The 12,238-nt window shown below is 70.5% G+C and carries 10 protein-coding genes; 7 read left to right on the top strand and 3 right to left on the bottom strand.

Translation table 11 applies throughout. From position 1 onward, the window contains the following. Window positions 1-4: 4 nt before the first annotated feature. Together ACX80N_RS01565 and ACX80N_RS01560 are read right to left on the bottom strand one after the other, a co-directional pair. A complete protein-coding gene (locus tag ACX80N_RS01565; RefSeq protein ID WP_459338018.1) occupies window positions 5-607 on the bottom strand; it encodes a GNAT family N-acetyltransferase in 603 nt (200 codons plus the stop codon). Window positions 608-733: 126 nt separating this feature from the next. Next, window positions 734-1,408 carry a TetR/AcrR family transcriptional regulator gene (locus ACX80N_RS01560; protein WP_459338017.1) on the bottom strand — a complete coding sequence of 225 codons (675 nt, stop codon included), beginning with the start codon at window positions 1,406-1,408 and terminating at the stop codon, window positions 734-736. 63 nt (window positions 1,409-1,471) lie between these two features. Between ACX80N_RS01560 and ACX80N_RS01555 the strand changes: the two genes are divergently transcribed. The 4 genes from ACX80N_RS01555 (at window position 1,472) to ACX80N_RS01540 (ending at window position 6,011) form a co-directional block, all read left to right on the top strand. Continuing rightward, window positions 1,472-2,956: a flavin monoamine oxidase family protein gene (locus ACX80N_RS01555; RefSeq protein ID WP_459338016.1), complete on the top strand. Its 1,485-nt coding sequence runs from the start codon at window positions 1,472-1,474 to the stop codon at window positions 2,954-2,956. Next, entirely contained in the window at window positions 2,953-3,852 is a 900-nt protein-coding gene (locus tag ACX80N_RS01550) for a universal stress protein (protein WP_459338015.1), read from the top strand. Before ACX80N_RS01555 ends, ACX80N_RS01550 begins: the two co-directional genes overlap by 4 nt. Continuing rightward, on the top strand, window positions 3,849-5,369 hold the full coding sequence (locus tag ACX80N_RS01545; RefSeq protein WP_459338014.1) for an APC family permease: 1,521 nt from the start codon (window positions 3,849-3,851) through the stop codon (window positions 5,367-5,369). The genes ACX80N_RS01550 and ACX80N_RS01545 overlap by 4 nt, the downstream gene beginning before the upstream one ends. Window positions 5,370-5,468: 99 nt before the next feature. Then, window positions 5,469-6,011 carry a MarR family winged helix-turn-helix transcriptional regulator gene (locus ACX80N_RS01540; RefSeq protein ID WP_459338013.1) on the top strand — a complete coding sequence of 181 codons (543 nt, stop codon included), beginning with the start codon at window positions 5,469-5,471 and terminating at the stop codon, window positions 6,009-6,011. Between the two features lie 10 nt (window positions 6,012-6,021). Here ACX80N_RS01540 and rarD read toward each other — a convergent pair whose 3' ends face one another. Beyond that, the gene (gene rarD, locus ACX80N_RS01535; protein WP_459338012.1) at window positions 6,022-6,984 is read right to left on the bottom strand and encodes an EamA family transporter RarD; all 963 of its coding nucleotides are present in this window, start codon (window positions 6,982-6,984) and stop codon (window positions 6,022-6,024) included. 168 nt (window positions 6,985-7,152) lie between these two features. Here rarD and ACX80N_RS01530 point away from each other — a divergent pair, with 168 nt between their 5' ends. The 3 genes from ACX80N_RS01530 to ACX80N_RS01520 all read left to right on the top strand — a co-directional run bounded on the left by ACX80N_RS01530 (window position 7,153) and on the right by ACX80N_RS01520 (window position 12,121). After that, entirely contained in the window at window positions 7,153-8,574 is a 1,422-nt protein-coding gene (locus tag ACX80N_RS01530) for an FAD-dependent oxidoreductase (protein WP_105033044.1), read from the top strand. Window positions 8,575-8,636: 62 nt separating this feature from the next. Next, on the top strand, window positions 8,637-9,995 hold the full coding sequence (locus tag ACX80N_RS01525; RefSeq protein WP_459338011.1) for an AfsR/SARP family transcriptional regulator: 1,359 nt from the start codon (window positions 8,637-8,639) through the stop codon (window positions 9,993-9,995). Between the two features lie 131 nt (window positions 9,996-10,126). After that, entirely contained in the window at window positions 10,127-12,121 is a 1,995-nt protein-coding gene (locus tag ACX80N_RS01520; RefSeq protein WP_459338010.1) for a M23 family metallopeptidase, read from the top strand. Window positions 12,122-12,238 lie beyond the last annotated feature (117 nt).

Genomic DNA, 12,238 nt, shown 5'->3' with positions numbered 1-12,238 from the left:
GAGGTCAGCCGACCGGGATGAGCGCGCGGAACTGCGGGTTCTCCGCCAGGAAAGCCTGGGCGTGCCTGCAGTAGGGGACGGGGGCGAGACGGCGGCGGTGGGCGCTGAGCAGGGCCTCGCGGACGAGGACGGGCTCCAGGCCGGAGCGGGAATGGTCGGGCCCCACCACGGTCTCCAGCAGGCGGATGCGACCGGCCCGCATGTCGTACTTCACGTAGCCGACCATGGTGCCGTCGTGGAACAGCTCGAAGCGCGAGCTCGCCGGGTTGTCGCGGAACTTCTCGCGCAGCTTCCCGCTCTCGGTCTGCTCCGCGGCGCGCGCCCGGCGGCTGTCGAGCACGGCGACCACGGCCTCGTAGTCATCCTGGACGCCGTAGGGCGGGTAGTCGGTGTCGAGCACCCGGTAGAGCTGGTTGCAGAGGATGCGCAGTTCGCGGGTGGAGACCCCGGAGAGGTCGAACGGAAGGTCGGGGACCTCGGGGGTGAGCGGTTCGGCGACGCCGGTCGCCGGGGCGAAATCCACGGCGTGCAGGTCCGGCGTGGTGCTCGTGGCGGCACGCTCTTCGTCCTGATGGGTGCCGGTCAGGGAAAGCGGAGCAACAGTCATGGAAAGCCTCGCGTGATCAGAAGTGTGGGCCGTTGCTTGACCGTCCCCTGACCGTAACAGCTACCGTGTGATCCGTAAAGCTAGGCCGTCTAGCAATCAGCAGGATGGTGATCCTCCCGGCCCTGTTCAGGCCCGCGAGCAGGCCGCCAGCTGCTGGCGGAGCCCCGCGATCATGCCGTCGAGGCCCGTGCGGAACGCGGCGTCGGCGGCACCCTCCGCTCCCGAGGTCTCCCCTGCACGGCGGACCGCAGCGGTGAACACGGGGAACCGGTCCGCCAGGGCGCCCGAGTCGAAGATGTCGCCCGGTGCCGTGACGTCGAGGGCCGAGCCGTAGATGAACGACTCCAGGGCCACGATTGCGGGTACGATCCGGTCCTCGGGCCACCCCGCCCCCAGGAATCCGCGGGCCACCTCCTCGTACATCCGCAGGGTCGCCGGGGCATCGGTGACGGGCAGCACGGCGATGACCGGGACGAGCGGTGCGTGCCGGGCGAAGACCCCCCGGTACGACCACGCCCACTGCCGCACGGCCTCGTCCCACGGTTCGTCGGCGAAGGCGCCGACGTCGACCATGGTCATGACGTGGTCCTGCACCCAGCCGAGCACCTCCCGCTTGGAGCCCGCGTGGTTGTACAGCGCGGACGGGGCCACGCGCAGGCGTCGCGCGACGGCGGACATCGTGAGGCCCTCGTAACCCTCGGCTGCGATGAGGTCGAGGGCCGCCGTGGTGATGCGCTCCTTCGAGAGGAGGCTTCGTGGGGGTCGCCCTGCACGCCGCGGTGCTGGGGTTGCTGCGGTCATTGATCCTGCTTCCCGGTGCTGTGCCGTCGTCGTGCGGCCGTTCCCTTTCCTCCGGGAGCGCCCATGGCTATGATAAAGCCAAATAATGAACGTCATTCATTTTGTGGCCCGTGTCACCGGGCCGAGGAGGATTTCATGGACACCATCGAGCGGGACGTCGTCATCATCGGAGCGGGCCCCTCGGGCCTGACCGCAGCACGTGAGCTGACGAAGGCGGGCCATTCGGTCGCCGTCCTCGAGGCACGGGACCGCGTGGGTGGCCGGACCCACACGGACGTCGTCGACGGCGCCGTCCTCGAGGTCGGCGGCCAGTGGGTGTCGCCGGACCAAACGGCCCTCATCGGACTCCTCGACGAACTGGGCCTCGACACGTTCCCGCGCTATCGCGACGGCGACTCCGTGTACATCGGCCCGGACGGCAGGCCGGTGCGGTACTCGGGGGAGATGTTCCCCGTCGGTGACTACACCCGCGAGGAGATGACGCGGCTCATCGGTATCCTCGACCGCCTCGTGGAGGAGGCGGGCCCGGAGGATCCCTGGAACCACCCGGACGCGCGTGCCCTCGACACGATCTCCTTCCACCACTGGTTGCGCCGCCAGTCCGACGACGAGGAGGCCTGCGACAACATCGGCCTCTTCATCGCGGGCGGGATGCTCACCAAACCGGCGCACTCCTTCTCCGCGCTGCAGGCGATCCTCATGGCGGCGACCGCCGGGTCCTTCTCCAACCTCGTGGACGAGGACTTCATCCTCGACCGCCGCGTGGTCGGCGGCATGCAGTCCGTCTCCGAGCGCATGGCGGCCGATCTGGGGGAGGACGTGATCCTCTCGAGCCCTGTGCGGACCCTCCGCTGGAGCGGCATGGACGGGCAGGACACCGTCGAGGGGGTCACCGTCGTCTCCGACACGACGACGGTGCACGCGCGCTACGCCGTCGTCGCCGTCCCGCCCAACCTGTACTCGCGCATCAGCTACGAGCCGCCGCTGCCGCGCCGTCAGCACCAGATGCACCAGCACCAGTCGCTGGGGCTCGTGATCAAGGTGCACGCCGTCTACGCCACGCCGTTCTGGCGCGAGGAGGGCCTCTCGGGCACGGGCTTCAGCGCCGATTCGATCGTGCAGGAGGTCTACGACAACTCCAACTTCGAGGACCCGCGCGGCACCCTCGTGGCCTTCGTCTCCGACGAGAAGGCGGACGCCATGTTCGAGCTCGCACCGCACGAGCGCAGGGAGCGCATCCTGGCCTCGATCGCGGGTTTCCTCGGTCCGCAGGCTCTCGAGCCCGAGGTGTACTACGAGTCGGACTGGGCGTCCGAGGAGTGGACCCGCGGCGCCTACGCCTCCAGCTACGATCTCGGCGGGCTGCACCGCTACGGCCGCGACCAGCGAAGGCCCGTCGGTCCCATCCACTGGTCGTGCTCGGACATCGCGGCCGAGGGCTACCAGCACGTGGACGGCGCCATCCGCATGGGGCAGCGCACCGCCGACCAGTTGCACTGTGCGCTCGCCTCCGGCCTCCAGTCCACCGGCACGGCCAAGGAGGCATGACCATGCGTTACATCGTCGGCTACACGGCGGACGCGCGCGGCCACGACGCCGTCTGCCTCGCCGTCGCCCTCGCCCGGCGCCAGGAGGCGAGTCTGGACCTCGTCCTCGTCACACCCGAGCACTCGCTCTACGCGGGCACGTACCCGCCGGACAAGGGCTTCGACACCCTCCTGTCCGAGCAGATGCGGGAATGGATGGACGAGGGGCTCGCCCTCGTGCCCGACGACGTCACGGCCCGCGGCGTCGTGATGCGGGCCGAATCGAACGCGGAGGGCCTCATCCGCGCCGCCGAGGACACCGAGGCGTCCCTGATCGTGATCGGTGCCAGCTCGCGCGGACTCGCCGGCCGCTTCAGCGTGGGCAACGTGGCGCGCAGCCTGCTCCACGCATCCCCCGTGCCCGTGGCCCTCGCGCCGAGCGACTACCGCCGGACCGACCCCGTCACGCGCCTGACCTGCGCGGTGGGCCGCCGGGCGGGGGCCGACGCCGTCATCTCCGTCGCCGTGTCCTCCGCCCGCCGCCGGGGCCTGCCGCTGCGCCTCGTGTCCCTCATCGCGCTCGACGCCGGCCAGTCCGATGCCGGGAACGCGGAGGAGGAGGCGAACCGGCGGCTGGCGGAGGCGGCGTCGTCACTCGCGGCCGGCGGGCGTGTGAGCGTCGAGACCGCCCGGGGCTCCTCCATCGAGGACGCCATCGAGACCATGGCGTGGGACGAGGGGGAGGTGCTGCTGGTCGGTTCCAGCCGCCTCGCGCAACATGCGCGGATCTTCCTCGGGTCCACCGCGGCGAAGATCCTGCGTACGCTGACCATCCCCATGGTCGTCGTCCCGCGTACGTACGCAACGCCCGGCACCACCTCAGGTCCGGGCGCCTTACCCACGGAGGCGGACGTATGAGTATCGACGAGACAACACAGAGGGGAACCGGACTCAGCAGGAAGGGCCTCGATTCGGGGACCGTCGGGCTGCTGGGCGCCGTGGTCATCGGGGTGTCCTGTGTGGCCCCCGCCTACACCCTGACCGCGGCCCTCGGGCCCACGGTCGCCGAGGTGGGGGTCAACCTCCCGGCGATCTTCCTGATCGGTTTCATCCCCATGCTGCTCGTGGCCCTCGGCTACCGGGAGCTCAACAGCGCCATGCCCGACTCCGGGACCTCCTTCACCTGGGCCACGCGCGCCTTCGGCCCCTGGATCGGCTGGATGGGCGGATGGGGGCTCATCGCCGCGACCGTCATCGTGCTGTCCAACCTCGCCGCCGTGGCCGTGGACTTCTTCTACCTGCTGATCTCGCAGGTCCTGGGCGATCCCGCGATCGCGGACCTCACACTGAACCTGCCGGTGAACATCGCGACGACGCTCGTGTTCATCGCCCTCGCCTGCTACATCTCCTACCGCGGGATGCAGGCCACGAAGACGGTCCAGTACGTGCTCGTGACCTTCCAGCTCGTGGTCCTCGCATGGTTCGCCATCGCCGCCTTCATCCACGTGGCCAACGGCACCGCCTTCGACGCCACGAGCATCAGCGCCGAGTGGTTCAATCCCTTCGCCGTCGGCTCCTTCTCCGCCTTCGCCGCCGGCGTCTCGCTCTCGATCTTCATCTACTGGGGCTGGGACGTGACGCTCACGATGAACGAGGAGACCACCGACCCCGGCCGGACGCCGGGCCGCGCAGGGGCCCTGACCGTCGTCGTGATCGTGGTCATCTACCTCACCGTCGCGCTCGCCACCCTCGCCTACGCCGGCGTGGGCGACGGCGAACTCGGCGCGGGCAACCCGGACAACCAGGAGAGCATCTTCGCGACGCTCGCAGGCCCGGTCATGGGCCCCTTCGCCATCCTGATGTCCATGGCGGTCCTCAGCTCCTCGGCGGCCTCCCTGCAGTCCACCTTCGTCTCGCCCGCACGCACGCTCCTCGCCATGGGCCACTACAGCGCCCTGCCGAAGGGGTACGGGCGCATCAGCCCGCAGCACAAGTCGCCCAGCTACGCGACCGTCGCCGCGGCGCTCGCGGCCGCCGGGTTCTACGTGTTCACGCGCCTCGTGTCCGAGAACGCGCTGTGGGACACCATCACCGCGCTCGGCCTGATGATCTGCTTCTACTACGGCATCACCGCCCTGGCGTGCGTGTGGTACTTCCGGGCACAGGCCTTCGCGGGCGTCCGGAACATCCTCCTCAAGTTCCTGGCGCCGCTGCTGGGAGGGGTGATCCTGCTCGTGATGTTCGTCAAGACGGCCATCGACTCGATGGACCCGGAGTACGGTTCCGGGTCCGAGCTGTTCGGGGTCGGCATGGTGTTCGTCCTCGGGATCGGCGTGATCCTCCTGGGCGCGGTGCTCATGCTGGTGTGGTCGCGCATCAACCCGGCGTTCTTCCGGCAGGAGATCCTGACGCGCGGGTACGCCCCGCGCCGGTAGCGGATGTCCCCGGTGCGTCCGGGCCTGCCGGGGACGTCACAGTAGGTCATGCTGCGGGTCCGGAGCCCGTCCGTGCCCGCGCATGCCTACTATTCGGCCATGGGTAGATCCCGCGGGGTGCCGGGCCGGGTGCGACGGACCGCGCTCGACGCCGTCGAGCGCGAGGCCGCAGCCGTGTGCCGCAGCGAGCAGCGGGTCTGCCGTGCGCTCGCCCGCGGGGTGGATCCGTCCATGGAACCTGCGGCCTACAGCGTGCTGTGCGCGGTGCGCGCGCTCGGCCCGAGCAGGGTGACCGATCTCGCGGCGACACTCGGCATGGGCACGCCGGCCGTCAGCGGCCACGTCGCGGCACTGCAGCGCCTCGGCCTGATCGAGCGCGGGGAGACGATGGGCGACGAGCGGTCGCGCCCGGTCTCCCTGACCCAGGAGGGGAGGCGCCGGGTGGACCGGGCTCGGCAGGAGCGGCAGCGGCACTTCCGAGCGCAACTGGAGGGCTGGGACAGCGCCGACGTCGTCGGGCTGGTCGGTCTGCTCTCACGGCTCAATGCCGCCTACCTGACGGCGGCGGTGCCGGACGCACCCCTGCCGGCCGCCGCCGCGCGCGAGGGGTACGGACGGCTTTCGGGCGTGGACGAACGCTGATCCGGCGACGTCAGGCCGGGGCGTCGACCGCGTCCGCGGGCTTCGCGGCCTTCGGCTGGCGGTGCACCGTCCGGAGCATGTCGATCGTGAGGAGGATGAGGGCCACCCACACGAGGCTGAAGCCGATCCACCGCTCGAACGGCATCTCCTCGCCGAGGACCAGCAGTGCGAGGAGGAACTGGAGCACGGGGGCCAGGTACTGCAGGAGCCCGATGGTGGTCAGCGGCAGGCGGCGGGCGGCGGCCCCGAAGAAGATGAGGGGTACGGCGGTGATGACGCCCGACGCGACCATGATCCAGAAGTGGCCCGCCCCCTCCGTCACGAGTGTCGCCTTGCCGGCGGATCCGAGCCACAGCATGACCGCCGCGGCTATCGGCGCCAGGACGGCGGTCTCGATGCTGAGGCTCGACACCGCATCGACGCGCGAGCCGACCTTCTTCTTCACGAATCCGTACAGGCCGAAGGAGAACGCCAGGGTCAGGGCGATCCACGGCACGGAGCCGTAGCCGACGGCCAGCACGACCACCGCCAGCACTCCCATGCCGATCGCGATCCACTGCAGGGGCCGCAGCCTCTCGCGCAGCACGATCACGCCCAGCAGGACCGAGACGATCGGGTTGATGAAGTAGCCGAGCGCGGCCTCGATGGCCTGGCCGGAGGTGACGCCGTAGGTGTAGACCAGCCAGTTCACGGCGATCAGCAGCGCCGCGACCGTGAGGGTCCCGGTGATCCTCGGAGAGCGCAGGGCGGTGATCACCGGCCGCCAGGACCGCAGGACGGTGAGCAGGATGGCACAGAAGACGAGCGACCAGACTACGCGGTTGGCCACGATCTCGACCGGACCGGCCGGCGCGAGGACGAGGAAGTACAGCGGGAGGAGCCCCCACAGCCCGTAGGCGCCGATGCCGAAGAGGATGCCGACGGAGTTCTCGCTCCGCACCGGCCGACTGGGGGTCACGCCTGGTCCGCTCACGACGTGAGGAAACGGGTTGGACGGCCCCTTTATTCCTGCTCGCGGGTCCGTAGGAGATCCCCGCCACAGGTTTGGACCGGGCTGCCCGTCGGCATTTAGAATAGAGAAGTGTGCGCTTATTCCGCGCCACCGTATCCATCAGGATCATCCCGGGAAGAAGGCTCATCAGTGTCTACCTCAGCTGCGGCACGACCGCTGCGGGTCGCGATCATCGGCGCCGGTCCGGCAGGCGTCTACGCCGCCGACATCCTGACGAAGTCGAACGAGGTCCAGGGCGGCGACTTCGCCGTCAGCATCGACCTGTTCGACCAGTACCCGGCACCCTACGGCCTGATCCGCTACGGGGTGGCACCTGATCACCCGCGGATCAAGGGCATCGTCAACGCCCTGCACAAGGTGCTCGACCGCGGCGACATCCGCTTCCTGGGCAACGTCAACTACGGCCGGGACCTCACGCTCTCGGACTTCCGCCGCTTCTACGACGCCGTCATCTTCGCGACCGGCGCCATCAGGGATGCGGACCTCCCCATCCCGGGCGTCGAACTCGAAGGGTCCTTCGGCGGCGCCGACTTCGTCTCCTGGTACGACGGACACCCGGACGTCAGCCGCGACTGGCCGCTGGATGCCAGGGAGATCGCGGTGATCGGCAACGGCAACGTGGCCCTCGACGTCGCGCGCATCCTGTCCAAGCACGCGGACGACCTCCTGTCGACCGAGATCCCGGACAACGTCTACCAGGGGCTGAAGGCCTCGCCCGTCACCGACGTGCACGTCTTCGGGCGCCGGGGCCCCGCGCAGGTCAAGTTCACTCCGCTGGAGCTTCGCGAGCTCTCCCACTCGCGGGACGTCGATATCGTGCTGTACCCCGAGGACTTCGACTTCGACGCCGGCTCCGAGGAGCAGATCGCGTCGAACAACCAGACCAAGACCATGGTCAAGACGCTCACCAACTGGCTGGTCGAGGACGAGCCGACGGGCGCGTCGCGGCGGCTGCACCTCCATTTCCTCCACTCGCCCGTGGAGATCCACGACTCGCCCGAGACGCCCGGCAGGGTCGCCGGCATGAAGTTCGAGCGCACCGAGCTCACCGGTGACGGCAGCGTCCGCGGCACCGGGGAGATCATCGACTACCCGGTCCAGGCGGTCTATCGGGCCATCGGCTACTTCGGCTCCGAGCTGCCCGAGGTCGGCTTCGACGAGCAGCGGGGTGTCATCCCCAACGAGGGCGGGCGCGTGATCGACGAGGAGGGGCAGCCCGTGCCCGGCATCTACGCGACCGGCTGGATCAAGCGCGGGCCCGTCGGCCTCATCGGGCACACCAAGGGCGATGCGCTCGAGACCATCGGGTTCCTGCTCGAGGACCGGCTCAACCTGCCTCCCGCCGAGGACCCGTCCGAGGGTGCCATCATCGCGCTCCTCGAGGAGCGCGGCGTCCGCTACACCACCTGGGACGGCTGGCTGAGGCTGGACGGGCACGAGCTGAAGCTCGGTGCGAACTTCGTCAACACCTCGGGCAACGCCGAACTCGTCCGCGAGCGCGTGAAACTCGTACCGCGTGAGGACATGGTGACCATTTCTCGGGGAGAGTAGTCCCGCTACACTGTGACCTGTCCCACGCTGCCATGCGGGACAGCCCACGAAGCGGAGTGCCGATGACGTCGTCCCGTTCCATCCCCGTAGCGGAGCTGTCCTCCGTCGTCGTGCAGCGGAAGGCACGGGCCGCCCACGAGGCACTGGGCCAGGGCGAGGGTCTCGACGGCAATCTGCGCGGGATGGTGCGTGAATCCTGGCTCCGGTCCCTGACCTTCCTGCCCAACCCGGCCACTGCGAGCGCACGCCTGTTCTGCTCCGAGGAGGAACTCGAGGCCTACCGGCAGGCTCATCCACTGGCAGCGATCATGCCCGTCATCGACCGCCTGCTCGTCCAGCCCAGCCTCGATTCGGGCATGCTCGTGGCGGTCGGTGACGAGAACGGCAGGCTCCTGTGGGTCGACGGCGACCGCGAACTGCGGCGCCGGGCGGAGGGGATGCTGTTCGTCCCCGGAGCGGACTGGTCGGAGGCCACCGTGGGCACGAGTGCTCCGGGCACCGCGCTGGCCCTGGAGCGCAGCGTGCAGATCGCGGGGGCCGAGCACTTCAGCCCCCAGGTCCATCCGTGGAGCTGCACCGCGGTACCGCTGCACGATCCGGACTCGGGCACGGTCCTCGGCGTCGTCGACATCACCGGGACCGCCGATGCCGTGGCCACCCACACGCTGTCCCTCGTCGAGGCCACCGTCGCGGCGGCGGAGGCGCAACTGAGCATCCACCGGCTGCAGGGTCGCCTGCCGAGGACGAGGACGAGGCGTGGCAGGGCTGCACGTACGCCGACCGCCCTGTACCGCAACAGCCTGCAGATCCTCGGCGCGGACCACGGAGTGGTGCACGCGGGGGGAGCGGCGCTCGAGCTCAGCCTCCGGCACGCGGAACTGCTGACGCTGCTGGCCCTGCACCCCGAGGGCCTCACCGCGGACCAGCTGGCCACCATGGCGTATCCCGAGGATGCGTCGGGCACCACGGTCCGTGCCGAGATGCTGCGGCTCCGCAAGGTCCTCGCGGAGCACGGGACGGCGATCGTGCCGCAGTCCCGCCCCTACCGTCTTCCGGCGGAGCTGGTCGTGGACGCGGTGCAGGTGCTGAACTACCTGCACCGGGGCGCGCACCGCATGGCGCTCGCCATCTACCGCGGCCCCGTCCTTCCCCGGTCGCAGGCCCCGGCCATCACGCGCCTGCGGAGCGAGGTGTCCACGCTCCTGCGGGACGCCGTCCTGACCGACGGCGCGCCGGACACGGTGCTGGACTACCTCGCGCTCCCCGAAGCGGAGTACGACGCCGAGGCCTGGCAGCTCGCGCTGCGGGTCCTGCCCGGACGGTCCCCGCGCCGTGCCGCCGTCGTCGCGCACACCGAGTGGCTCGAGGCCGAACTCGGGACTCCACCATCGTTAGCCACAAGTTCTCCGAAGTTTCGTTAGCGAATCGCAATGATCCGTCGAAAAGGTGCCGTGACCGGGCTAACGTTGTCCGTGGTGCCTCGGTACCGGGGACGGCGCGACATCCGCCGGACCAGCGGCACCGTCCGCGACAGATCTACAAGGGGAATCTCGTGACGCAGGCAGGACAGCACCGGGGCAGCACCAGGGTGCCGGGACCGGGTGCCCGTACCTCGCGCACGAAGATGAACGCGAGCCTGGCGATGGTCGTGTGTTTCGTCGGCTTTCAGGGCATCGTCCCGCAATCGTGGGAAGCTGCCGCGGCCTCGGTCCCCGAGGACGTCCGGGGCTCCGGAGCGTTCGCGTCGGATGATGCACGACCCACAGGGATCGTCGGCTCCTCGCTGCTCCTGCCACTGGACCGGTCCGACGCGCTGGACCCGTCCGATCCCGCAGGGCCTAGGGTGTCGGGTGACGCCGCGGCCGACGGCGGAAGGGCGGCGGGCATGGCCGCGCGGCCGGAGGCCGGTGCACTCTTCGCACCGCTCGAGGGTCTCGTCCCCACCTCCGCCTTCGGTCTGCGGACAAGCCCCATCACCGGGGAGGCCGGGGAGTTCCATACGGGCCAGGACTACTCCGCGCCCTGCGGCACGCCGGTGTACGCGGCCGACGCCGGCACCGTCCGCGCCGTGGGCTGGCACCTGTGGGGCGGCGGCAACCGTGTGGAGGTGGACCACGGCAACGGCCTGATCACGAGCTACAACCACCTGCAGGGCATCTCGGTGGCGCAGGGCGACACCGTGAACGGGGGAGAGGTGATCGCCGAGATCGGCACCTCCGGATCCTCGACCGGGTGCCACCTGCACTTCGAGACCATCCTCAATGGCGAGCACGTCGACCCCCTGCGATGGAAGCTGGTCCCCTCGCAGCACACGGCCCGCAAGGGCGAGCTGAAGGACTTCACCCCCGGCGGTATCGCCGCCGCCGACATCCCCTCCTGGGCGCAGTCCTCCACCCGTTCGGACCTGCCGGCGCCTTCGTGGGGCGACCTCCCTTCGGCGTCCGGGTTCTCGGGAAGTGCCGACGCCTCCGCGGACGAGCACGACGACGAGCCCGCGACGCGCGAGGGAGCAGCGGGCCAGGAATCGCCTCGCGGTGATGGTCCGTCCGTTCCCGATACGCTGGGGAGGCCCCACGTCCCGAAGACACCGGCCGCACCGCAGACGCCCAAGGTCCCGGCGACGGTCCAGCCTGATCGGCAGAAGCCGACGACGCCGGACGCGGGTGGCACGACCGGCACGACGGGTGGCACGACGATGGGTGGCACGACGGGCAGCACCAACGGTGGCGCGACGGGTGGCGCGACGGGTGGCACGACGACGGGCGGCAGCCCTGGTTCGACGCCGACGGACCCCACGAAGGGCACCACGACGGGCGGCACCACGGGCGGCACCACCGGTTCGACGCCGACGGACCCCACGAAGGGCACCACGGCGGGCGGCACCACGGGCGGCACCACCGGTTCGACGCTGACGGACCCCACGAAGGGCACCACGGGCGGCACGACGGGCGGCACGACGGGTACCAACGGTGGCACCACCGGTTCGACACCGGCGGAGCCCGCGAAGGAGACCACGCCTCCCGGATCCACACCGGCCGACACCCCGCCCGGCCAGACTCCGTCCGCGCCGCCGGCCGATGTTCCTTCAGGCGATACCCCGTCCGCGCCGCCGGTCGACGCAGATCCGGCCGCCCCCTCTCCGGACCCCGCTCCGAAGCCTTCCTGCGACACAGATCCTTCGGAGCCCGAGCCCGACGGGTTGACGCCGGACGCACCGGGTGACGGCGCTGCAGCGAAGCCGGGCACGGAGCCCGCACCCGGCGCCGAGCCCGTACGGGTCGCGGACGCCGCGTCTGCGCCGGCAGGGTTGCCTGTCGATGCCGCCGTCGAGCCCGCGCCGGGTACGGAGCCCGCCCCCGGGGAGACCGATCCCGCGGACCCCGCCTGCGAGGACCCCGAGACGCCGATCACCCCGGAGGCCACGCCGGAACCCGCTCCTGTCGACACAGCACCAGCGATGCCTGCAGGCCCGGCGGTGCCGGCCGTCCCCGCCTCGCCGGTGCAGCCGACAGGGAAGATCGCAGCGCCCGCCGGCGGCCAGGGGTAGCTGAACCGCCCATGCACGGCGCAGGGCCGGCTCGTGGCCCTCCGGTGCGGATCGGAACGGCCCCGGCAGTCCTGCCTTCCCGGCCTCTGGACCATGCAACGTCGATGCAACCTTCGC

This window comes from Arthrobacter sp. MDT2-16 (assembly GCF_054510925.1).
This window is presented reverse-complemented; position numbering and strand designations above follow the sequence as displayed.

What these genes read in the sequence shown, in the direction of transcription:
- ACX80N_RS01565 (WP_459338018.1), bottom strand. Translation starts at nt 607, where the DNA reads ATGACTGTTGCTCCGCTTTCCCTGACCGGCACCCATCAGGACGAAGAG.
- ACX80N_RS01560 (WP_459338017.1), bottom strand. Translation starts at nt 1,408, where the DNA reads ATGACCGCAGCAACCCCAGCACCGCGGCGTGCAGGGCGACCCCCACGA.
- ACX80N_RS01555 (WP_459338016.1), top strand. Translation starts at nt 1,472, where the DNA reads ATGGCTATGATAAAGCCAAATAATGAACGTCATTCATTTTGTGGCCCG.
- ACX80N_RS01550 (WP_459338015.1), top strand. Translation starts at nt 2,953, where the DNA reads ATGACCATGCGTTACATCGTCGGCTACACGGCGGACGCGCGCGGCCAC.
- ACX80N_RS01545 (WP_459338014.1), top strand. Translation starts at nt 3,849, where the DNA reads ATGAGTATCGACGAGACAACACAGAGGGGAACCGGACTCAGCAGGAAG.
- ACX80N_RS01540 (WP_459338013.1), top strand. Translation starts at nt 5,469, where the DNA reads ATGGGTAGATCCCGCGGGGTGCCGGGCCGGGTGCGACGGACCGCGCTC.
- ACX80N_RS01525 (WP_459338011.1), top strand. Translation starts at nt 8,637, where the DNA reads ATGACGTCGTCCCGTTCCATCCCCGTAGCGGAGCTGTCCTCCGTCGTC.